The sequence below is a fragment of the Solibacillus isronensis genome, from assembly GCF_900168685.1.
GTDB lineage: Bacteria > Bacillota > Bacilli > Bacillales_A > Planococcaceae > Solibacillus > Solibacillus isronensis_A.
This window is the reverse complement of sequence record NZ_FVZN01000014.1, coordinates 1928770-1952053: the sequence shown is the minus strand read 5'-3', so window position 1 is coordinate 1952053 and position 23284 is coordinate 1928770. Positions and strand designations below refer to the sequence as shown.

Below are 23284 nucleotides of genomic sequence, written 5' to 3'. Positions count from 1 at the left end.
GAAAACAGCTGACGGAAGGTGATTTACTTTCCGTCAGCTGTTTTTTTCGTGTCCAGCAATTGTTCTGCTTCGGTAATAGACATCGGTTTATAGAAATAATAACCTTGACCAGCAGGACAGCCAAGTTGTTGAAGCATTGCCAGTTGTTCTTCTGTCTCAATTCCTTCGGCAATTGGACGCATTTGAATGTTTTTCGCCAATTGAATGATCGTTTGTACAATTGCATACATCCCGGGTTCATTCATTGCGCTGACAAAGCTGCGGTCAATTTTGATTTCAGAAAAGGGCAACTGCGGCAAATAACTTAATGAAGAAAAGCCGATTCCAAAATCATCGATCGAACATTCAATGCCCATAAGTCTTAATTGATTTAAAATCTCTTTTGCTTTTTTAAAGTCCACCAATTCAATGCTTTCCGTTACTTCCAGCTTTATATAATGCGGCGGGACATTATATTGATAAAATATATCCCTTATATTTTGCAGGAAATCCGGATCGTAAAAATGGTCGGGTGAAATATTGAGCGCAATCGGTAAAATCTTTTTATTCTCATTTATTCGATTTTGAAGCCAAACAAGGATCTGTTTAAAATTCAGTAAATCAATCGCTTTAATTTTTCCGGTCTGTTCAGCTATCGGGATATACTTTACCGGTGAAATAAAACCAAGTTTGCTAGAATTCCAACGAGATAGTGCTTCAAAACCTTCCACTTCTATTGTCTGGAAGTTAATTTTAGGCTGCAAATAAACTTCAAATTCTTCATGTTGAAGCCCATATGCCAATTGATTGAGGATATCCATTTCTTCCGTCAATTGTTTCGTACTATTGTCTTCATATACAGCATAGCTCGTCCCAGTTCGCTTCTGTGCATTGGATAAGGCAATATCAGCCTGGTGAATGCTCTGTTCGACTGTCATCGACTGATTAAAGATTGTATAACCGATTTTTAATGTAATGTAGATTTCTTTACCATCGATTATAAAAGGCAATTGTGTAATCGATTCAAGGTGCTGATTATAGGCAAGGAAACAATCATTTTCGTCAACTTTTCCGAAAATGAGCGAATTTGAAAAACGTGAAATCAGTGAATCACTATCCGGGAAATATATTAGCATTCGATCCGCCACTTGACGGAGTAAATCGGCTCCGGCGTTTCTTCCGTATAAATCAACGACCTTATTAAATTCAGTAGGATGCAAAATTGCGACTAATCCTGAGTTCCCGACATTAATCCATTCTGATAATTCAGATTTGAAATAATGGAGATTTGGTAAATTTGTTTCGACATCAAAAAAGGCAAGTCTGCTAAGCTCAATTTTCTGTTCAGCATATTTAATGGCTAACTGGATCAGTAAGGCTAATCGGTTTAAGTAATTAATATCAATTTGCTTTAACTCAGTTGCATCCTGGTTAAACAGGGTCAAAATGCCGCTTACTTCATTTTGAGGAGTTAGAATAGGCTTTGTCCATGAACCTTGAATAAAATTAAGTTGCCAATGATTAAAAAGATCTGTATGGTGATCTTTTGGAGCAAAGTCCTTTAAATAAACTGCGTTCGAATTCAGGTTAGTGTTAGGTGTAATTTCCAATATATTAAGTTCATTAATAATTTCCAATGGCAATGAATGTGTACCTAACGATTTAATTTCACAATTTTCATCAAAAATGTGGATGGCACAATATACATCGCGAATATAGAAAAGTTCAATCTTCTCGGTAATTAAATTTAATATCGACTGCAGATTATCTTCATGATCAATCGCTTCATAAACCTCATGCTCCAATTTATAAACCATTTTATTTAACTCTGCTTCCGTTGTATCTTCGCAAGTTAATAAAATATACTGAATCACATTGTCTTCATTTCGGATCGGATGCAGTGTAATCGAATTCCAAAAAGCGGATCCTTCTTTTGTATAATGCAAAATCGTAAATTTTTTTGCTACACCTGATTTTAAATGTAAATTTAATTCTTCAATAGATGTTTCATTCGTCCTGTGTCCATTCAAAATATTGATATTTTGATAGAGTAACTCATTCATTTCAAATGATGTAAATTTTAAAAAGTGCGGATTAGCATGTAAAATAGATAAGTTTTCATCATTTATATCAATGATGAGCGATCCTTTCGAAAGCTGGTTACTTAAGGTTTTTAGCCAATTAAATAAGCGGTCTTTTGATAGGGGTATAAATTGATCAATGGTCATTCTAACTTCCCCTTTAAAAAGTAATGTGTATTTTAACTAAAGTATACCAAAATTCCTATAAATTTAAAGTGAGATTATATTAATATAAAAATAGCCCTTTTAATTGAGTCTAAAGTACTTGGTAAAAAATAGAGTATATTAACTATTTTAACGCAAAAAAAAGAAACTAGTAAATATGAAATTTACTAGTTTCTATAAACTTTATTTTCGATATTCGTCGATTTTAGTTGTAATTTTATCTTTAACGTCAGCAACTCTTTCCTGTGCTTCCCCTTTTAGCTGATCGCGCTGACCATCCACTTGTAAAGATGGATCATTTGTATTTTTCCCGATTTCTTCTTTTACTTCACCTTTAATTTTGTTGCCTGCGCCTTTTAGTTTATCTGTAAACCCGTTTGACATAATATGACCTCCTAAAAGTTTAGATGGTAAACATATTCCCCCTTGTATGAATGCTAAACAAAGTGGATAGAAAAGTCGGATTTAAGCAGAATAAAGAAAGCTTTATTTTATGTAGGTTTTATACAAGTGATGAAGAATTTCCTGACCCTCTTCCTTTATAAGTGTCTGATTATCCATTTTCATGGATGCTTTTGTTTTGGTTTCATCTATTGTGCCATTGTTAAATGAAAGGATTACTTCAACTTCGCCATTTTCTTTTAACCGTTCTTTAAGGCTTGCAGAAAATGAATGCTGGGCGAATAAACCGTTATCTTGCCAAGTCCCTGTGATTTTCAACTGCTGGGTTTCAGCACTGTCGTCATAATCCCATTGAACATCGCGTAATATAGTCTTAAATAAGTCGTTAACCGTAAAAGTTTGATTGTCGAATTCAATTTCAGTAGCTCGGATGGAATGGACATCGATTGAAATAGCTGAAGCTGCTTCATTTGCCTTTGAATTAATACCTGCTGCCGCCTTTTTTAAATCTGAAACCGTATCACCACATCCAGCCAAAAAAATTACAGTTAATAAAACTAAACAAAATTTCCTCATTAGAATCCCTCCAATGCTGTCATTTCCATTCATCTTACTAAATTGTGATGAAAGTTTCCCGCTGATTTTGAAACAGATTGTGAAAAAATTGTAACAGTTTGTTTGTTAATCGGTTGAATAAAGAAATTCTTTTCCGAAAATGTTTGCATTGTTTGTTCATGAATAACGTTCGCAACTCTGGGTATGATTAGAAATAGATACGAATCGCTTGGCGCTGAAAAGTCCATCATCTAAATAATCGAAAGTGAGTGATTTTTAATGCGGATTAATGATGAATTGCTAGACAAACTTGGAATTTACTTTGTTTATCATGAAGTGTATAACAAATATGGCATTACTTTTGAAAGCTTTGTTGATCGTTGGACAAGAGGAATTCTGGAAATATAATTTGCGTTCGTAAAAGTATTAATAGAACATAAATTTATTTCGATTTAATGTAAAAGATGCGACCTCGTGGGAGGGCGTGTCTTTTTTTGTTTTATTTTTGGAAAAAGTTGTTTACGATAAAACTATCTACATAAAAGACTGAAGGAGAACAGACAATGAAAGTACGTGAATTGGGTATAACGATTGGACAATTGCCTCCAGGGGATAAAAACTGCATTACTGATATTGAAGGTGTAAGTGTCGGGCATGTGACATTGGATTATCCGTTAAATGATTCAGGTGATGCTGCCTGTACCGGAGTAACGGCTATTTTACCGCATCAAGGCAATCTTTTCCGGGAAAAGGTAACAGCAGCCAGCTATGTTTTAAACGGCTTCGGTAAAACAACCGGTCTCGTTCAAGTGGATGAACTTGGGGTAATCGAGTCGCCGATAATGCTAACTAATACATTTGGGGTACCCAACGTATCACAAGGGACACTCCAATATTTACTTGAACAGAACGAAGAGATTGGAATTTCGACTGGTACAGTTAATATTGTTGTCGGAGAATGCAATGATAGCCATTTAAACTCCATCCGACAATTTCCGGTTACACCTGAACATGCAATTGAAGCTATACAGCAAGCTAAAACAGATGTTATAGAAGAGGGTGCTGTCGGAGCAGGAAAAGGTATGGTTTGCTTCGGCTATAAAGGAGGAATTGGCAGCTCTTCGCGCATCGTTGAAGATAAGACTGGCCAAAAATATACTGTCGGATGCCTCGTATTGAGTAACTTTGGAAAGTCGAGCGAATTTTTGGCAGAACGGTATAAGGTTACGGGTGCCAACGGAGAATCGACAATTAGTCCTACAGACGGCTCTATTATTATTGTAATGGCGACAGATGCCCCATTAAGCAGCCGCCAGCTGAAACGAGTTATAAAACGTTGCGGCATAGGGTTAGGGAGAACAGGCAGCCATTATTCCCATGGGAGCGGCGATATTGTCATCGGTTTTACAACAGCTCGTACAGTACAACATCAGTTCGATGATGAACTGGAAAGTCGCCAACAGATTAGAGAAGATCATGACGTCATGAACACGTTATTTATGGCAGCTGCCGAAGCGACAGAAGAGGCAATCCTGAATTCTTTATCGCAAGCTAAAACTACAACGGGAAGAAATAATCATACAGTCCAAAGTTATAATTTTGTCGAATAATGTATTTTTACGTTAGGAAGTTTATTGAGTCTTTTACATACCATCTATGTAGAAGGCTTTTTTCTTATGAAAATATAATATCTATTGGGATAATATGTTTTAAATCTTTTTTTAAATAATGCGATGTATCAAGGTTTTAGCGCTTTATAATTTAATTATTTTATTTAGAAAACTATTAGAAAAAACTTCCACAATCGAAATAAGTGTGGTATTTTATAGATTATAAATAAAAGACTGAAAAATCTAAATCTTCGAAAAGGTTATTCTAGACTGATGAATAAATAAAAATGAAAGGAGATTCGTAACAAATGAAAGTATATATAAGTGCGGACATCGAGGGGATAACGGGCACAACGGTATGGAGTGAAACCGAACTGAACTCCCCGGATTACGCCCAGTTTCAAAAACAAATGACAAAAGAAGTACTTGCCGCAATTGAAGGGGCATTTGCAGGTGGTGCTACTGAAATTTTACTGAAGGATGCACATGATTCCGGCCGAAATATTCTTATTGAAAACTTGCCGGAGAATGTAAAGATCATTCGCGGCTGGACACAAGAGCCGATGTGCATGGTTGCAGGATTGGATAGCAGTTTTGACCGGGCAATTTTTATTGGCTATCACAGTGAGGGCGGCAGTGAGAAGAACCCGCTTGCACATACATTGAGCTTATTGGCGGATGTCAAAATAAACGGGGAATATGCTAGTGAATTTTTAATAAATACATATGCAGCAGCCCTCCATGATGTACCGGTTGCTTTTGTCAGCGGAGATCAGGCCTTGACAGAACATATCGCCCGCTATAATGACCAAATCGTCACATTCGCGACAAAAGAGGGAGTCGGTCATGCAACAATTAATGTAAGTCCTCAAACGACGTTAAAGCAGACGAAACATCTTGTTGAACAGGCAATGAAAATTGAGCGAACAAAGCTTCAAATTGAATTGCCGAAACACTTTACGGTGGAGATTATTTATAAGGATCATATTAAAGCATACCGGAATTCCTTTTATCCAGGCGCAACATTTAAACCGCATAATACAGTCCAGTTCGAAACGACCGATTATTTTGAAGTGTTGAGACTGTTACAATTTTTAACTTAAAGCAGGTGAATTTATGAAAATATTAAAGGTTGAGGTGGGGCTTGTCGAGGCACCTCTTATTACCCCGTTTAAAACAGCACTACGAACAGTACATAGTATTCGAAATATCGCCGTCTTTATTTATACCGACAACGGGCTAATCGGCATTGGCGAAGCTGCGCCGACACATGTCATTACAGGTGAGACCCTTTCATCAATTCGCTATGCGATAGAAGAAGTGATAGCACCATCGATTATCGGAATTGAAATTGATGAAATTGCACTGCTTTGTCAAAAGGTCGATGCATGTTTGTACCAGAATACAAGTGCAAAAGCGGCGGTCGAAATTGCGCTTTATGATTTATGGGCGAAACAATACAATGCTCCCCTTTATAAATTGCTAGGGGGCTACCGAAAGAACATTACAACGGACATCACGATTAGTGTGAATGCAACGGATGAAATGGTGAAAGACAGTTTAGCGGCTGTTAAACGGGGCTTTTCCATTTTAAAAGTTAAAGTCGGGAAAAATCTGGTGGAAGATGTTGAACGGGTTGTAGCAATTCGAAAAGCAGTAGGACCTGATATTACGTTAAGAGTTGATGCCAACCAAGGATGGACAGCAAAGGAAGCTGTAAAAATCATTGGACAGCTCGAAGATAAAGGCGCGGATATCGAGCTCGTTGAACAGCCTGTACATTACAGTGATGTGAAGGGCATGCAATATGTCACAAGCAATACGTATACAAATATTTTGGCGGATGAAAGTGTATTTTCTCCAAAGCAAGCGATCGAGGTCATTGAAAAGCGGGCCGCGGATTTAATAAATATTAAGCTGATGAAAACAGGGGGTATTTCAAAAGCACAACAAATTAACCACATTGCAGAGGCAAATGGTGTCGCTTGTATGATTGGCTGTATGCTTGAAACAAAAATTAGTGTCAGTGCAGCTGCTCATTTTGCATCAGCCAGCAAAAATATCACAATGGTCGATTTAGATGGACCAAGTTTGTGCAGTGAAGATCCAATTGAAGGGGGGCCGATTTTCGAAGGGGAGAATATTCAGATGACCGATGCTCCCGGTATCGGGTTATTAATAGAGGCTTACTTAGCCAAATAGAAAAGAGAAATGGGGGAAATGACTTTGAAAAAATCTTTGTTAGCATTACTTTGTATGTTTGTACTCGTACTAGCAGCTTGTGGTGATTCATCGGATTCTGGTGAAACATCAGAATATCGAACAGTGTATTCCGGTGAAATTAAAACGCTGAACTATTTAAAAACAGCAGAAACAAATGAATTTGCATTATCAGCGAATTTAGTAGAAGGATTAATAGAATATGACCAATACGGAGTTGTTAAGCCTGGATTAGCAGAAAGCTGGGAATCCAATGAAGATGCAACTGTATGGACATTCAAACTTCGTGATGATGTAAAGTGGGTAGACCATGAAGGTAAAGATGTGGGAAATGTTGTAGCACAGGATTTTGTAGACGGTTTAAATTATGTGCTTGATGCGAAAAACGAATCTTCAACAGCGTGGATTGCAACAGTCGTGAAAAACGGTGATGCCTTCTACAACGGCGAAGTAACGGATTTCTCGCAAGTAGGTATTAAAGCAATTGATGAAACAACGCTTGAATATACATTGGAAGCTCCAACACCATACTTTTTATCGATGCTGAATTATGTATGTTTCTTCCCGGTAAACGGGGAATTCTTAGCTGAAAAAGGCGATGCGTTCGGAACGACTCGTGAGAATATTTTATATAATGGCGCATATATTTTAGATAAATTCGAACCTCAGAATGAGCGTGTACTTGTGAAAAACGACGCTTACTGGGATAAAGAAACAGTGAAAATCGATCGTATCCGCTACAAGTACAATAAAGAAGCAGCAACAGTTGCACCTGAACTATTCTTACGGGACGAGATTGATGGGGCATTAATTCCGACATCCATTTTAGATGAATGGTTAAACAGTGACGACAAAAAAGATTTAGTACGCCAAAACACAAATAACTTCTACACATACTTCTATGCATTAAACTTTGATCCACAATATGATGCAGAGTATGAGCCTGAAAACTGGAAAGTGGCAGTAAACAATAAAGATTTCCGTAAATCGCTTTATCATGCACTTGACCGTGTATCTGCAATGTTAACAATCGAGCCTTACAATCCACAAGATTTATTGTCAAATACAATTACACCGAAGAACTTTGTGGATGTTGAAGGTGTAGATTACACAATGCTTGAGCCATTAAAAGCAATTACAGAAACAGATTCATTTAACAAAGATTTAGCTCTTGAACATAAAGAGGTGGCATTGGCTGCATTAGCTGGTAAAGCAACATTCCCTGTAAAGGTATTATTACCTTACAACTCAGGTTCACCTGAATGGGCAAACCGTTCACAAGTAGTGGAACAACAGCTTGAAAACCTTTTAGGTGCTGATTACATCGATGTGGAACTATTTGCAGGTCCTGCGACAGGATTCCTTAGTGAAGTACGTCGCCCTGGTAAGTTCTCAATGATTGAAGCAAACTGGGGTCCGGACTTTGCTGACCCGTCAACGTATACAGATCCATTTACAGAAGGCGGAACATATAATAAGCCGGAAATGGCAGAAGGTTATAACAGTGAATATAACAAGCTAGTCGAAGCTGCAAAAGCAGAAGTAGATCCGGCAGTACGTTATGAGCTATTTGCAAAGGCAGAGGCATTTTTAATTGAGGAAGCATTTGTTATTCCGTACGCTGTAGGCGGCGGTGGTTATACTGCTTCAAAATTAAATCCATTTGAATCACAATATTCGCCATTTGGTGTTACATCCGAGAAGTTTAAAGGTCAGTCTATCCTAGAAAAGCCAATGAGTAATGAAGAATTCAAGTCTGCTAAAGAAGCATGGGAAAAAGAACGTGCGGAAGCATTAGCAAACACTTCTAATTAATACGTAGGCATTTTAAATGGAGGTAGATTAGGAGATGACAGGATGTTTCTGCATCTCCTTTCTGCTTTTATATACTTCATTCGGGCGATGTTACGGATTCATTAAAAGAGTAATTGGCGCAAGCGACAAACAAAAACCGGAAGCATTACGCCGAGGAATTACTGAGGAGGGAACGTGTTTGTTAAAGTATATTGCGAAACGAATCGCGCAATCCATATTGACGTTATTTATCATCATTACAATAGTTTTCTCCCTGTTACGATTAATGCCTGATGAAGGCTATTTAGGCGCGGCAGCAGAAAAGATGTCGCCAGAACAACAGGAAATCTATTTAACAAATCTTGGCTTACGGGATCCGTTGTTAGTCCAACTAAAAAACTTCTACGTTGACCTTATTCAAGGCGACTTAGGAAAATCGATTACATACCGTACAGATGTACCAGTACTTGACATTATTCAAGATAAAATGATGTATTCTATATTGTTCGGATTAGGGGCTGTAGCGCTCTCATTACTAGTTGGTGTTCCGTTGGGCATTTTAATGGCCCAGTTTAAAGGACGCTGGCTCGACAGGCTCGGTACAGGTTATATCGTTATTGTAGTAGCAGTACCGGCGATGGTGTATTTCCTTATGATTCAGATGTATATTTCGGAATGGTTTAACTTGCCGATGCTGTTTGATGAATACAATCCACGGAGTTTTATTTTACCGTTAATCTGTTTGGCACTTGGTCCGATTGCTTCTTATGCAATGTGGATGCGACGCTATATGGTAGATGAGCTGAACAAGGATTATATTAAGCTTGCACGTGCAAAAGGTGTGACAGAGCGTACGATTATGTTCCGCCATGTGATGAGAAATGCCTTCATACCAATGGCGCAATATTTACCGGCAACAATTTTATTTACGATCACCGGTTCGATTTACATTGAATCATTATTTTCAATTCCAGGTATGGGCGGATTGCTCGTAGACGCGATCCAGCGCCAGGATAACAATGTCGTACAAGGTTTAGTGCTTGTATTTTCTTCACTAGGGATTATTGGGTTAATTTTAGGGGACTTACTGATGGCAATTGTTGACCCTCGAATTAAACTAGGGAAAGGGGACAGTGTACGCTAATGGGAATTTTCACGAAAGAGATTCAGAATATTTCGGAAAAATCAACAGAACAGCTGCATGATCAAATGTTTGATTTTGCCGCTGTCGATGATGCAAAAGCGGAAGAAACAGCTTATTCCAATTACTCTTATTGGCGTTCGACCTTCCGCTCCTTTAGTAAAAATAAAATTGCTGTATTTTTACTTGTCTTTGTCATCGTATTGATTGCATTTACATTCGTCCAACCTTATTTACCAGAACAGAAATCACCGACTCAAATTTATTTAAATCCGGACACAGGAATGCAGGACCGGAATGTTGCTCCAAATGATGAATATATTTTTGGGACAAACTCCATCGGTCAGGATTTATGGTCCCGAATTTGGGAAGGAACAAGAACTTCTTTATTTATCGGTTTTGCTGTAGCGATTATCGAAGTGCTCATCGGCTTTACAGTAGGGGCTTTATGGGGCTATTCGCGAAAACTCGAGGCACCGATCACCCAACTGTACAATATCGTGGATAATATTCCGACAACGATTGTGTTGATTTTAATGGCGTATATTTTACGACCTGGCATATCGACAATCATTATCGCCATGTGTATAACAGGCTGGGTTGAAATGGCGCGCTTCCTGCGAAATCAGATCGTCATACTGCGCGACCGTGAGTATAATCTGGCATCCAAAACATTAGGAACACCTGGCTATAAAATCATCTTGAAAAACCTGCTCCCATATTTAATTTCGGTTATTATGCTGCGAATGAGTTTAGCAGTGCCGGCTGCAATTGGTGCGGAAGTATTTTTAACATATATCGGCCTCGGATTGCCGGTTAGTGAGCCATCATTAGGAAACTTGATCAATGAAGGACGGGTACTGATGATGTCACCGGATTTACGTTATCAGCTTATTTTCCCAAGTATCGTGCTGAGTGTCATTACGATTGCCTTTTATATTATCGGGAATGCATTTGCAGATGCGGCAGATCCGAAAAATCATGTTTAAAGAGGAGGGCGTTATATGGAACAGGAAAAAATATTATCCATCGAAAATCTAGTCATAAAATTTAAACTGCGTGGACAAACATTGACGGCTATCCGTGATATTTCGCTCGATTTATATAAAGGGGAAAGCCTTGCAATCGTAGGGGAATCAGGTTCAGGGAAGTCGGTGCTAGTAAAATCGATCATGGGTCTGCTTGATAAAAACGGCTATATAGCGGATGGACAAATCCACTTTGATGGTCATGATTTATCGAAATTTAAAACAGAGGCGGATTGGCTGAAAGTTCGCGGCAAAAAAATTGCCATGGTTACACAAGACCCGATGACATCGCTGAATCCACTGAAAACAATCGGAAAACAGATCGAAGAAAGTGTCGTGCTGCACCAAGGATTAAAAGGGAACGAAGCATATGAAAAAACATTACAGCTGCTGCGTGATGTTGGAATTCATGATGTTGCGCGCCGCTATAAGCAATACCCGCATGAATTTTCCGGCGGGATGCGTCAGCGAATCGTTATCGCGATTGCTGTTGCCTGCAACCCGCAAATCCTCATATGTGATGAGCCGACAACAGCATTGGATGTAACGATACAGGCACAAATTTTGCAGCTGTTGACAAATTTGCAGGAGAAGTATTTGCTGACGACGATATATATTACGCATGATTTAGGTGTCGTTGCAAAAGTCGCGGACAGAATAGCAGTTATGTATGCAGGGGATATTATTGAAGTTGGACAAACTGAGGAAGTGTTTTTCGACGCGAAACATCCGTATACATGGGCTTTAATTTCGTCACTCCCTCAATTAGGAAATAAAGGGGAAGAATTATATTCGATTAAAGGAACACCACCAAATTTATTTAAAGAAATAAAAGGGGATGCGTTTGCACCTAGGAATCAATATGCACTCAAAATCGACTTTGTTGAACGTCCGCCTTTTTTCAAAGTGACCGATACCCATTATGCACGCACGTGGCTGCTTGATCCAAAGGCACCAAAAGTAGAGCCTCCTGAAGTGTTGCAAGCCTTTTTCGCAGAAGGGAGACAATATGCAAATGACTAATAAAGAAAAGCTGATTGAAGTGAAAAATATTGATATCGTTTTCGGGCAAGGTAAAAAACAGTTCAAAGCGGTAGATAACGTGAGCTTCGATATATATAAAGGTGAAACATTCGGGCTTGTAGGGGAATCCGGTTCGGGAAAAACGACGATCGGCCGTGCGATTATGCGCATTAACCCGATAACAAACGGAGAAATTCTATTCCACGGAAAGCCGATTAATGGCCGTATTTCCAGCGCATGGGACCGTGAAATTACCCAAAAGATTCAAATGATTTTCCAGGACCCGGGCGCATCTTTAAATGAACGGGCAAAGGTTGACTATATTGTTTCGGAAGGCCTGATCAACAATAAACGGTACAGCAATGAACAGGAGCGGATCGATAAAGTAAAAAAAGCATTACTGGAAGTCGGACTGTTGCCGGAATTTGCTTCACGTTTCCCGCATGAGTTTTCAGGCGGGCAGCGTCAACGTATCGGCATTGCCAGAGCACTTGTCATGGAACCGGAATTTATCGTAGCGGATGAACCGATCTCTGCACTGGACGTTTCGATTCGTGCTCAAGTACTGAACTTATTATCCAGCTTACAGGAACATCGTGAATTAACGTATTTATTCATTGCCCATGACCTGTCGATTGTCCGCTTTATTACTGATCGGACGGCGGTCATTTATAAGGGGAAAATCGTTGAATTGGGTGAAACAGAAAAGCTGTTCAACAATCCGCTGCATCCTTACACGAAAGCATTACTGGCAGCCGTTCCAGAACCGAATCCGTTAAAAGAGCGCAGAAAAAAGCTGCAAGTGTATGATCCGACTGTCCATCAATATGAGATGGATCCACCTGAATTTGTTGAAATTGAAGAAGGACATTTCGTATTGGCCAATCAAGAAGAGCAGGCACAGTATCGGGCGGTGCTTGCCGGAAGTGGAGTGTAGACGATGGCAAGGATAATTCCGAAGTCACTTAAAAAAGGCGATACTGTAGCATTAATCAGCGCATCCGGAGCAACACCGGAACATCGTATCGAACGAGCGATCCAGGCAGTGGAGAAGCTGGGTTTCCATGTAGTTGTAGGGGAAACGTGCAGAGCGCGACACGGCTATTTTGGAGGCAGTGATGAGTTGCGTGCAAAAGAATTGAATGACATGTTCCGAAATCCTGAAATTGACGGTATTTTTTGCATTCGCGGAGGCTATGGAGCGACACGGATTATACCGATGCTTGATCTGAAAATGATTAAAGAAAACCCGAAAGTATTTGCAGGCTATAGTGATGTTACTGCACTGCATATTGTATTCAATCAGCAATGCGGCTTTGTAACGTACCATACACCGATGCCGTCAACGGAATTTATTCGACCTGAAATGGATGACTATACGTGGGAGTATTTCATCAACAGTGTGAAAAATACCGGATGGAGTGATTATTTCCTGGAAAATGCGAAAGGCCAGAATATGAACACGGTTGTTCCCGGTACTGCTACAGGGGAACTAACTGGAGGTAATTTAACACTTGTTGCCGCATCTCTAGGGACACCTTACGAGATTGATATGACAGGCAAAATTCTATTTTTGGAAGACATCGATGAAAATGTGCAGCGGATCGACCGGATGCTGACACAGCTGTCATTGTCGGGGAAACTTCAGCAGCTGTCGGGTATTGTGCTGGGTGCTTGGACCGATTGTGGGCCAATGGATGTAAATAACGCAGAAAATAATTTAAGTTTGGATACGGTATTTGAAGAAATTTTAGTGCCTTTGAATATTCCAATATTAAAAGATGTAACATGTGGTCATGTGCTGCCGACGATGTCATTGCCGCTTGGTAAAACCGTAACAATTGACGCGACGAATAAATCAATTCGGGTTGTAGGTTAATTTGATGCATAAACAACTTGATCGCATTATTGCACAGTGCCCATATAAAGTGCATGTCATTGTCGAAGATTACAATACTAACGAGATCGTATGGAAAAATCGGGGCGAAGAAATTTTCAGCAGTGCAAGTATTATCAAAGTACCGATTCTCATTACTATTTTGGCTCATTTACAGAAAACGAACAGCAATTTAAATCATATTTACGAAATTGTCCCGGAAAACATGGTCGAGTTCAGTGTTATAACTGAGCAGAGGCAAATTCGAGCTACACTGCACGAGCTGTTACTTTGGATGACAATTACGAGTGACAATACAGCAACAAACGTATGTATTGATCTTTTAGGCATGGATGCATTCAATAACTATTTTAAAGAAATCGGCTTACATAATACCCGGGTCCAGCGGAAGATGATGGATTTTGAACGTCAAAAGCTCGGCTTTGATAATGAAACAACAGCGGAGGATATGCAGCACCTTTTCCGGCAAATATATAGAGGTACGCTACTTACAAAAGAGTGGAATGCGATAGCACTCGATATTTTAAGCAGGCAGCGCAGTCACGAATCACTCAAACGCTATATCGTAGATGATGTAAAAATGGCACATAAAACAGGCGGTCTCGATACGGTCGACCATGACACTGGAATTATTTTTACAAAAGAACGCGATTATTTTATCGGAGTTTTCATTACAGAAGTGACCGACAATGAAAAGGCGAGACAATTGATTGGTACTATTTCTAAAATCGTCTATGATCATTTTACAAAAAAGGAGGAGGGAATCGATTGAATGCCGTTGTGAAAATGAAGATTGCAAGTTTACATGCAGCACCTGACCGACATTCCGAGTTAATCGATGAGGCGTTGTACGGGATGCCGGTCGAAGTACAGGAAGAAATTGATGAAAACTGGGTCAAAATACGAACGTTTTACCGTTACGAAGGCTATACGCTAAAATCCAACTTGTACGTTGGAACTGAACCAACTGTAAACTGGGTATATGAAGCGAATGATGTCGTTATACAGAACTTTGCCGATGTCCTTAAAGCACCAAAAATACAAAGTGAAAACATCCTGACATTGACACGAGGCGCTTTTATTAAAGTTGTTCTGGAAGCAGGGCTTGATCCAACTTGGGCAAAAGTACAGCTTGTTACAGGAGAAGAAGGGTATGTACGCTCAGCCTGGATTCAGGATCGTATTAAAGTATATACGACAAATGAAGTAGCTTTTCGCAAACAAGTCGTGGAAACTGCTTTTCGCTATATGGGAACACCATACCGATGGGGCGGAAAAACGCCTTTAGGCATTGACTGTTCAGGTCTTGTATCAATGGCGTATATGCTGAACGGTGCTTTTATTTACCGTGATGCGAAAATAGAGGAAGGTTTCCCGTTAAGGAAAATAGAAGGCGACAACTTAAAGCCGGGAGATCTGATTTTCTTCCCAGGCCATGTAGCGATGTATATTGGGAATGATGAGTATATCCATTCCTCGCTAGGCGGAAACGAGGTCAATGTGAATAGCCTGAACTTGCAGCATGACCATTACCGTGAAGACTTGGCGACAACGATTACGGAGTACGGCAGTATTTTTTAATCCAAAAATAAAAAAAGGGTCAACTCAGCAAGATTACTCTGAGTTGACCCTTTTAGTTACATGAAATTGGTTACGTTCAATTAAAAGTTTTTAAGGATCCATTCGTTAGCTTCTACCCAATTATTAACGCGAATGACATTATTCGGTACAGCCATTTGATTGTACGGTGTATCAAATAAAATGACAGGGATTTTAAGCTCTTCGGCAATTTCCACTGCATTATCATGTTTGTCTTCGAAAAAAGCTTCTACTGCATGCTTTTTTGCGATGGCAATTTTGTTATGACTGCCGATACATTCGATATGGTCGTAAGGAACTTTAAATTGATCAAACCAGTTTTTCGTAATGTCGAAAACATTTTCTCCACGTGCAGAAATATAATAAAGCTCATACTGGTTTTGCCAGGCTGTTAAAATGCGGTGCGCATCTGCAGCAAGCTCACTCACTTCATACATTCGTGGCTCGTTTTCTTTAAACCAGGCCTGAAACTGCGCGCGGTCTACAGGGTGCGGAAAGCCACTTAAAAAATCATATTCCGTTACATCTTGTAGCGTCATATTAATATTGTACTGTTTATTAATATGTGGAATCAATGTGGCAGGACATGTCACTGTCCCGTCAATATCAATGCCGAACCGATGTTTTAAGTTTGTCATTTCCATTACCTCATTTCTTTACACAGTTGCATTAGCTTCTGCTTCACGCTTTGCCACCATTTCAGCAGCTAATTTATCGATTTCTTTTTTCAGTTCTTCCACCATTGTTTCTTCCGGAACTTTACGAACTGTTTTACCTTTCATGAATAAAAGCCCTTCGCCACGAGCACCGGCAATACCGATATCCGCTTCACGTGCTTCACCAGGACCGTTTACCGCACAGCCTAAAACAGCTACTTTTAACGGAACATTCAGTTTTGAAATATATTCTTCTACTTCGTTGGCAATTGAAATTAAATCGATTTCGATACGGCCGCAAGTCGGACAAGAAATTAATGTCGCCATATTTGATGCCAAGCCGAATGATTTTAATAATTCACGTGCTACTTTAATTTCTTCCACTGGATCTGCAGATAATGAAATACGTAAAGTATTCCCGATACCTTTAGATAAAATCGCACCTAAACCGGCAGCAGATTTAACAGTACCGGCAAATAATGTACCTGATTCTGTAATACCTAAATGCAGTGGATAATTGAATGCTTTTGATGCTTTTTCGTATGCTTCAATTGCCAAGTTTACGTCTGATGCTTTCATCGAAACGATAATGTCATGGAAATCCAAGTCTTCTAAAATTTTAATGTGGTGCAATGCAGATTCTACCATTCCATCTGCAGTAGGGTAACCGTATTTTTCGAGGATATGACGCTCTAAAGAACCGGCGTTAACACCGATTCGGATTGGTATACCTTTTGCTTTGGCAGCATTTACAACTGCCTCTACTTTTTCGCGGCGCCCGATGTTACCCGGGTTGATACGTACTTTATCGATGCCACCTTCAATGGCTTTTAATGCTAATTTGTAATCAAAATGAATATCCGCTACTAATGGGATATTAATTTGTTTTTTTATTTCAGGTATTGCATTTGCAGCTCGCTCATCCGGTACTGCAATACGTACGATCTGACAACCTGCCTCTTCTAAACGTTTAATTTCGGCAACAGTTGCTTCTACATCATGTGTTTTCGTCGTACACATACTTTGGATTACGACTTCGTTATTACCACCAATTGTTAAGTTACCGACACGCACAGGACGTGTTTTCGTACGGTGAACGATTTCACTCATGAAAAATTCTCTCCTTTTCAGGCTTTTAATGTGTTACATCTCCAATAGATATAACGATATGTAAGCCGTCACTGTTCCTTATTTTATCAGTGTATGAAAAGAAGAACAAGGAAGAAACATTATGAACTCAATTTAGACAATTTTCCGTCACGTTCGAGATGATTGGGATTAGGACAGTATCTCCTGGTACAAGTGGCTGTAAATTTAAATGCGGATTAAGTTGGTAAAATTGTGCAAGTCTTTCAGGGAAAGTGGTTTTAATAGGCGAGGGAGTTGCTGAAAATAGGCTGTAAATTGTATCGTCCTGTTGGATTTTTACGACAACATAGCTTCCTTGTTCACCTTCCTCACATGATTGTGGAGCAGCATAAAAGGATGCTAATGGGAGCGTACCTTCCTGTAAATCTACTTTAATGACAAATGCAAACAGCAAAAGAACAATGGAAGCTATTAAAAACCGCAAAAAAAATCCTCCTTTTCTCTACAATTTAACTCGTTAATAGATTGTTAAACTATATGATTCAGAAGGAGAATTTATTATTTTTGTACGGGATATTTTGTTAAGGCAACGATTATAAAGAACATTGTAATAAAAATACTACTAAGTGTGATAATAGTTTGTGAGATCAGAAACAGATTTCCGAAAATCGTCAATAATGTTCCCCATGTACTTGCAAAAACAGCTGTTCGCCATACTTGACGGTATTCGCCGCGGCGTCTCATCGGCTTAATGAAAAATTGGCCTGCTAGTGCATACAAACTTACTTTAATAAAATAGATCGACGTATTCAGTACGAATAAAAATACAATGGCAATCGGATAAACAATCCACTGAATATTTTGTGCATAATCCTCAATTTCCGAATAACCGAAAATCTCGGCTGTCCCGGCATTAATAAATTGGCCGAATGAAAAAGCAGTAATAAGGGTAATCATTAAAAAGGCATACTGCATCACTTTTCCGATTGATAGAATTCGGTATGCACCCAGCTTTTTAGGGCTCGTTAAACTATGTATAAATAACTGCATATGTGAAATTTTCATAATAATCGAATGCTCCTTTACAAAGTAGTGTAACATGAATAAATTTTGATTTGAACTCGGAAAATTAATTTGAATCTTTTCCTCGTACATTACGTATAATTTGTGAAAACATAATAGGAAGATGATTAGAAAGGATGTGAAATAAGTGGATATTATTGCATGGACACTTATTATTGCGCTGTTTATTATCGCGTTTATCGGTTTAGTATATCCGATTATCCCATCCGTCTTATTTTTACTTGGCGGGTTTATCGTTTATGGGCTGTTTTATAGTTTTACCGAATTGCCGTGGTGGTTCTGGGTAATTGAACTATTATTTGTTGCACTGTTATTTGCGGCAGATACGATCTCGAATCTGATCGGAGTAAAAAAATTCGGAGGATCAAAAGCGGGGATGTGGGGAAGCACGATCGGTTTATTGATCGGTCCATTTGTTATACCGTTTGCGGGTATTATTGCAGGGCCGTTTATCGGTGCAATCATTGGTGAATTAATTGTGACACGAAGCAATTTAAAGCAGGCAATTAAAGTCGGTGTTGGTTCAGTTGTAGGATTTTTAACATCGGTCGTAACAAAAGGGATTATTCAAGTAGTTATGATTGTCTTGTTTTTTATTGCCATTTAATTTTGTAAGAATGGAAGCAGATTAAAATGATGAAGAGCAAATATTTGTAAAATCAAATAGGTATCGCTTACACTAGTAAAGGAAAGATTACAAACAACAGGTAAGACAAGTAATCCGCAGCCTTTCCGTCAAAAGACTGAAATGCAAATATTACTGTTTTTTTCATTGAATGAGGAATCATTTTTTGATAACCTAGTATTGTAATCAACATTAATTACTTGTTCCAGGGAGGAATATTATCATGGCATTCAAATTACCAGAATTAACTTACGCTTACGACGCATTGGAACCACATATCGATGCAAAAACAATGGAAATTCACCACACTAAACACCACAATACTTACGTAACAAACTTAAACGCAGCAGTAGAAGGTACTGAATACGCTGACAAAGACATCAACGAGTTAATCTCTAACATCGATGCTTTACCAGCTGACAAACAAACTGCTGTACGTAACAACGGTGGCGGACATGCTAACCACACATTATTCTGGGAATTAATCGCTCCAGGCGGTTCTAACACTCCAGTAGGTGAAGTAGCTGCTGCAATCGATGCGAAATTCGGTTCATTTGACGCTTTCAAAGAAGAGTTCGCAAAAGCTGCAACAACTCGTTTCGGTTCAGGTTGGGCATGGTTAATCGTTGATGGTGACGGTGTAGCTGTTACTTCAACTCCAAACCAAGACTCTCCAGTAATGGAAGGCAAAACTCCAATCCTAGGCTTAGACGTTTGGGAGCACGCATACTACTTAAACTACCAAAACCGTCGTCCAGACTACATCGGTGCATTCTGGAACGTAGTGAACTGGGACGTAGTAGAAGCTAAATTCCAAGCAGCTAAATAATAGCGCGAAGAATTAACTATTTTCTAAACGGACACCCAGTTTGCGACGAAAGCGAAGCGACAGGAGCACTTCTGGGACGTAGTAGAAGCTAAGTTCCAAGCTGCAAAATAATTAATATCTTCATGCATTAATCTCTTTCCCTCTATTTTAAAGTTGGTTCCTACTTTTATTAAGTTGGTATCCAGAGTAAGGGTAAGAGGTTAGAATTGAAGAACATAGAGGACCACACTTGTACAATGTTCTGTGCGCAGTGTGGTTCTTTTTGTATGTGTTAAATTTAGTTGTAGGAAGCTTTAACTGCTAAAAACCTATCCATACTGAAAACGACTTAGCTCTACAACCAAGTTCTATTTCGGGTTAAAATCTATAATTTTATTCGTAATCGGAGAAGATATTGGTTCAGATGAGGTTCCCGAAAATATGTTTGAAGCCTTTGTGTAGCAAGGGATTGGTAGTGGATTGTCGAGGGCAGGGCTTAGTTGCGTGAAAACAATTATTGTCTCTTCCTTATTCTATTCTCAGGAGATAAGGGGAAGAAGTGCTAAGAAGTACATAAAAAGACCTCATTTTAAAGAGGTCAATTGGTTAAAGATATATCCAGATATTTTTCATATCTTTGTTTTTCAATATTTCTTTTATAAACTCTAATAAAATTCACTTCAAAGTCAGGATATGGTGCTAATTCTTTTTCAGCTAAATTCTCCATTTCTATAAATTCTATTTTTGAGAGGTCATCAGAAATGCCCCCATCGTATTGTATTTTTCCCAAAGTTAAGTGAGGTACAAAGGCATCGAGTTCGAAATACTGTTTTATTTGTTCTTCTGAAGGTGAAATTTCTCCTATTATTTCTTGATGCAGTTTGTGCAAATTATTTGAGATAACGCTCAAATATAAAATGTTATCTCCAAAGTACTTTGGCTTATCTAATAACACTTGAAAAGGTTTGAAATTATTACATATTTTTTGTACTTTATTTATCCATTTTTTATCTGGAGTTAGTCCTCCTTGTGCTTTCAAAGTTATGTGAGGTTCTACTACTGAATGCTTAAACCATTTACTTTGAAATTTAACAATTCGTACTAAATACTCTTCTGGTGGGACAATTCCTATAAAATAATCGATTTTCATTCATCCCCATTCCTAATAATTTCGGTTAAAAATATATTACCAGAAAATTGAAAACACACAAACATTCTTAATCTGCTCAGATAATAAGCTTTTAAATACTTGGATCGATTATTACTTATTAGTCCATGCGTTTTTTATGTATTTTTTTACAGTTTTCTGCTACGCTCAAACTAATATACAGAATTGGGGTGCAGTGGATGATTGATGAATTTGTCGCGCAAATTGATGAGAAGTGGCACGGTGCTTATGTAAAATTAATGGAGACAATTGATGAAAACTTGCCGCCAGGGTTTGAAAAGTCAATTGACCGGAATATGGTCGTATATAATGTACCATTAACAACCTATTCAAAAGGGTATCATGTAACACCGAACACACCATTACCGTTTTTGGCGCTTGCTCCACAAAAGCGCCATATTGGGCTTTATCATATGGGCATTTACAGTGATCCTGAACTTCTCGAGTGGTTTCAGAAAGCCTATGCCGAAGCAGTGCCAACAAAGCTGAATATGGGGAAAAGCTGTATTCGCTGGACCTCGACAAAACATATACCATATGACCTGATAGGGGAACTGAGCAAAAAAATAACGGTAGATCAGTGGATTGCGACCTATGAAAGTGAAGTACAGAGATAAAATAATAGGTTATATCACAAACAAAAATACCGGTGGATAAGAATAAAAGTCTTCTTAGAAACGGGTATTTTGTAAAATTGATTGGAATGGAGGGCGACTCCAGCGGGAATAGCGTGACGCCTGAGACTACAGGCTCAGGCCACGCCCGCGGAAAGCGTCCAGGAATGGAAATCAATTTTTAACGCTCAGCAAAAAAAGCTATTTTTCTCTAAGGGAAAAATAGCTTTTTGGGTTATAACCACCCCTTATGTCATAAATTAAATATTCTTTTTCAAAGTTTCGTTTAAGCGATAAAATTCAAAAATATATTTGTTTAATGTCTCAGGCGCAAGCACATAATCTTCTTTATGCCACTGAATAAGAATACCCATAATCGAGTTCGCTGTATAGCTTGCCAAATATTCAAGCTGCTGGTCGGATATATGTTCGATATCTTCCAAATGTGAATCCAATATAAAGGAGCGGATTGTATCTAATAATTTATGATAATAAAGCATCGGCGTTTTTTCATCGAAAACAATACGGTAAAAGGCTTCATGCTTTTTGACATGGTGAAAAATTTGAATCATTTCAGGCGTAAGCATGGATAAATTATCTTTTGTCACATCGTATGGGAAATCGTACGAAAACTTTAAATCTTTCACGATGTCATTGAAATATCGCTCAAATACTCCGTGGACATTTTTATAGTGCAAATAAAATGTTCCCCGATTAATTTCTGCAATGCGGCAAATTTCTGCTACCGTAATGTTCTCTAAAGATTTCTGATTCAATAAAATAAGAAGCGCTCTTTGCAGGCTGTCATGTGTCTTCTTTACACGTAAGTCCATAAAAATTTCTCCTTTAATGAACAGATTAATGAAAAGTGTTGGATAATGTACGGAATTCCAAATAGCTGTTGTTTGTACATTATTTTGCTTTCAATTATAATTTTTATTGAACAGATGTACAATAACTTCTAATACCAAAGGAGAGATTTATAATGAAATTACAGGATAAAGTAGCAATCGTAACAGGTGCCGCTTCAGGTATGGGGAAAGCTATCGCAGAAGCTTATGCAAAAGAGGGAGCAAAAGTAGTTGTTTCGGATTTAAATGAAGAAGGAGCAAAAACAGTTGCGGATGAAATTACTGCAAACGGTGGTACAGCTTTTGCAATCGCAACAAACGTAGTGAAAGATGAAGACTTGCAAAAATTATTTGATGCTACTATTGAAAATTACGGTCAGTTAGATATTTTAGTAAACAATGCAGGCATCATGGACGGATTTGAGCCTGTAAACGAAATTACTGATGCACGATGGGATATGATTTTCGCTGTTAATACTACTTCAGTTATGAAGTCAATGCGTATTGCGACAGATATGTTCTTAAAACAAGGTCATGGTGTTATTGTAAATAATATTTCAGCAGGCGGTTTAAATGGTGGTCGTGCAGGTGCAGCATACACTGCTTCGAAACATGCAGTTGTTGGTCTAACAAAAAATACCGCATTTATGTTCTCTCAATCCGGTATTCGTGTAAACGGAATCGCACCAGGTGCTGTTATGACAAATATCCAACAGTCGATGCAAAATGTCAGCCAATACGGTGCCGGCCAACAGCAAAAAGGTTCTGCATTAATTCCACGTGTCGGAAATCCGGATGAAATCGCGAAATTGGCAGTATTTTTAGGTTCGGAAGATTCAAGCTTCATCAACGGTCAAATTATTACAGCGGATGCTGGTTGGACAGCTTATTAAGCA

Annotated in this window: 24 protein-coding genes; 15 read left to right on the top strand and 9 right to left on the bottom strand. The window is 38.6% G+C overall.

The features are described from left to right. Positions 1 to 23: 23 nt before the first annotated feature. The 3 genes from B5473_RS18475 to B5473_RS18465 all read right to left on the bottom strand — a co-directional run bounded on the left by B5473_RS18475 (position 24) and on the right by B5473_RS18465 (position 3203). On the bottom strand, positions 24 to 2207 hold the full coding sequence (locus B5473_RS18475; protein WP_079527859.1) for an EAL domain-containing protein: 2184 nt from the start codon (positions 2205 to 2207) through the stop codon (positions 24 to 26). A 201-nt stretch (positions 2208 to 2408) separates the two neighbouring features. Then, the gene (locus tag B5473_RS18470; RefSeq protein WP_079527857.1) at positions 2409 to 2609 is read right to left on the bottom strand and encodes a CsbD family protein; all 201 of its coding nucleotides are present in this window, start codon (positions 2607 to 2609) and stop codon (positions 2409 to 2411) included. A gap of 102 nt (positions 2610 to 2711) precedes the next feature. Further along, entirely contained in the window at positions 2712 to 3203 is a 492-nt protein-coding gene (locus B5473_RS18465; RefSeq protein WP_079527855.1) for a 23S rRNA methyltransferase, read from the bottom strand. A gap of 542 nt (positions 3204 to 3745) precedes the next feature. Here B5473_RS18465 and B5473_RS18460 point away from each other — a divergent pair. The 11 genes from B5473_RS18460 to B5473_RS18410 all read left to right on the top strand — a co-directional run bounded on the left by B5473_RS18460 (position 3746) and on the right by B5473_RS18410 (position 15476). Beyond that, positions 3746 to 4792 carry a DmpA family aminopeptidase gene (locus B5473_RS18460; RefSeq protein ID WP_079527853.1) on the top strand — a complete coding sequence of 349 codons (1047 nt, stop codon included), beginning with the start codon at positions 3746 to 3748 and terminating at the stop codon, positions 4790 to 4792. 308 nt (positions 4793 to 5100) lie between these two features. Next, positions 5101 to 5895, top strand: coding sequence for a M55 family metallopeptidase (locus tag B5473_RS18455; protein ID WP_079527851.1), 795 nt, complete (start codon positions 5101 to 5103; stop codon positions 5893 to 5895). Positions 5896 to 5908: 13 nt separating this feature from the next. Further along, positions 5909 to 6994, top strand: coding sequence for a dipeptide epimerase (locus B5473_RS18450; protein WP_079527849.1), 1086 nt, complete (start codon positions 5909 to 5911; stop codon positions 6992 to 6994). Between the two features lie 54 nt (positions 6995 to 7048). Beyond that, positions 7049 to 8827, top strand: a complete 1779-nt coding sequence (locus B5473_RS18445; protein ID WP_439848480.1) for a peptide ABC transporter substrate-binding protein — start codon at positions 7049 to 7051, stop codon at positions 8825 to 8827. Between the two features lie 178 nt (positions 8828 to 9005). After that, on the top strand, positions 9006 to 9950 hold the full coding sequence (locus B5473_RS18440) for an ABC transporter permease (RefSeq protein WP_079527845.1): 945 nt from the start codon (positions 9006 to 9008) through the stop codon (positions 9948 to 9950). Further along, the gene (locus B5473_RS18435; protein ID WP_079527843.1) at positions 9950 to 10936 is read left to right on the top strand and encodes an ABC transporter permease; all 987 of its coding nucleotides are present in this window, start codon (positions 9950 to 9952) and stop codon (positions 10934 to 10936) included. The genes B5473_RS18440 and B5473_RS18435 overlap by 1 nt, the downstream gene beginning before the upstream one ends. A gap of 15 nt (positions 10937 to 10951) precedes the next feature. Beyond that, a complete protein-coding gene (locus tag B5473_RS18430) occupies positions 10952 to 11998 on the top strand; it encodes an ABC transporter ATP-binding protein (RefSeq protein ID WP_079527841.1) in 1047 nt (348 codons plus the stop codon). Then, a complete protein-coding gene (locus B5473_RS18425; protein ID WP_079528803.1) occupies positions 11991 to 12935 on the top strand; it encodes an oligopeptide/dipeptide ABC transporter ATP-binding protein in 945 nt (314 codons plus the stop codon). Before B5473_RS18430 ends, B5473_RS18425 begins: the two co-directional genes overlap by 8 nt. 3 nt (positions 12936 to 12938) lie before the next feature. Beyond that, entirely contained in the window at positions 12939 to 13877 is a 939-nt protein-coding gene (locus B5473_RS18420; RefSeq protein ID WP_079527839.1) for a S66 peptidase family protein, read from the top strand. Positions 13878 to 13881: 4 nt separating this feature from the next. Then, positions 13882 to 14667, top strand: a complete 786-nt coding sequence (locus tag B5473_RS18415) for a serine hydrolase (protein WP_079527837.1) — start codon at positions 13882 to 13884, stop codon at positions 14665 to 14667. Beyond that, positions 14664 to 15476 carry a C40 family peptidase gene (locus B5473_RS18410; RefSeq protein ID WP_079527835.1) on the top strand — a complete coding sequence of 271 codons (813 nt, stop codon included), beginning with the start codon at positions 14664 to 14666 and terminating at the stop codon, positions 15474 to 15476. Before B5473_RS18415 ends, B5473_RS18410 begins: the two co-directional genes overlap by 4 nt. 80 nt (positions 15477 to 15556) lie before the next feature. On the opposite strand, the gene B5473_RS18405 is transcribed toward B5473_RS18410, so the two are convergent. The 4 genes from B5473_RS18405 to B5473_RS18390 all read right to left on the bottom strand — a co-directional run bounded on the left by B5473_RS18405 (position 15557) and on the right by B5473_RS18390 (position 18304). Continuing rightward, positions 15557 to 16132 carry a 5' nucleotidase, NT5C type gene (locus B5473_RS18405; protein ID WP_079527833.1) on the bottom strand — a complete coding sequence of 192 codons (576 nt, stop codon included), beginning with the start codon at positions 16130 to 16132 and terminating at the stop codon, positions 15557 to 15559. A gap of 18 nt (positions 16133 to 16150) precedes the next feature. Beyond that, positions 16151 to 17260 carry a flavodoxin-dependent (E)-4-hydroxy-3-methylbut-2-enyl-diphosphate synthase gene (gene ispG / locus B5473_RS18400; RefSeq protein ID WP_079527831.1) on the bottom strand — a complete coding sequence of 370 codons (1110 nt, stop codon included), beginning with the start codon at positions 17258 to 17260 and terminating at the stop codon, positions 16151 to 16153. A 127-nt stretch (positions 17261 to 17387) separates the two neighbouring features. Further along, on the bottom strand, positions 17388 to 17723 hold the full coding sequence (locus tag B5473_RS18395) for a hypothetical protein (protein WP_079527829.1): 336 nt from the start codon (positions 17721 to 17723) through the stop codon (positions 17388 to 17390). A gap of 74 nt (positions 17724 to 17797) precedes the next feature. Continuing rightward, on the bottom strand, positions 17798 to 18304 hold the full coding sequence (locus B5473_RS18390; protein WP_079527827.1) for a DUF1189 family protein: 507 nt from the start codon (positions 18302 to 18304) through the stop codon (positions 17798 to 17800). 145 nt (positions 18305 to 18449) lie between these two features. Between B5473_RS18390 and B5473_RS18385 the strand changes: the two genes are divergently transcribed. After that, positions 18450 to 18929, top strand: coding sequence for a DUF456 domain-containing protein (locus B5473_RS18385; RefSeq protein WP_079527824.1), 480 nt, complete (start codon positions 18450 to 18452; stop codon positions 18927 to 18929). 241 nt (positions 18930 to 19170) lie between these two features. Continuing rightward, on the top strand, positions 19171 to 19776 hold the full coding sequence (locus B5473_RS18380; protein WP_079527822.1) for a superoxide dismutase: 606 nt from the start codon (positions 19171 to 19173) through the stop codon (positions 19774 to 19776). A gap of 577 nt (positions 19777 to 20353) precedes the next feature. On the opposite strand, the gene B5473_RS18375 is transcribed toward B5473_RS18380, so the two are convergent. After that, positions 20354 to 20905 (bottom strand): 2'-5' RNA ligase family protein, encoded by a 552-nt coding sequence (locus tag B5473_RS18375; protein WP_079527820.1) that lies wholly within the window; start codon positions 20903 to 20905, stop codon positions 20354 to 20356. Positions 20906 to 21102: 197 nt separating this feature from the next. On the opposite strand from B5473_RS18375, the gene B5473_RS18370 reads away from it, so the two are divergent. Beyond that, a complete protein-coding gene (locus B5473_RS18370) occupies positions 21103 to 21540 on the top strand; it encodes a DUF1801 domain-containing protein (protein WP_079527818.1) in 438 nt (145 codons plus the stop codon). A gap of 257 nt (positions 21541 to 21797) precedes the next feature. Here the strand turns inward: B5473_RS18370 and B5473_RS18365 are convergent, their stop codons facing one another. Next, positions 21798 to 22370 (bottom strand): TetR/AcrR family transcriptional regulator, encoded by a 573-nt coding sequence (locus B5473_RS18365; RefSeq protein WP_079527816.1) that lies wholly within the window; start codon positions 22368 to 22370, stop codon positions 21798 to 21800. Between the two features lie 152 nt (positions 22371 to 22522). On the opposite strand from B5473_RS18365, the gene B5473_RS18360 reads away from it, so the two are divergent. After that, the gene (locus B5473_RS18360; RefSeq protein WP_079527814.1) at positions 22523 to 23281 is read left to right on the top strand and encodes an SDR family oxidoreductase; all 759 of its coding nucleotides are present in this window, start codon (positions 22523 to 22525) and stop codon (positions 23279 to 23281) included. Positions 23282 to 23284: the final 3 nt, after the last annotated feature.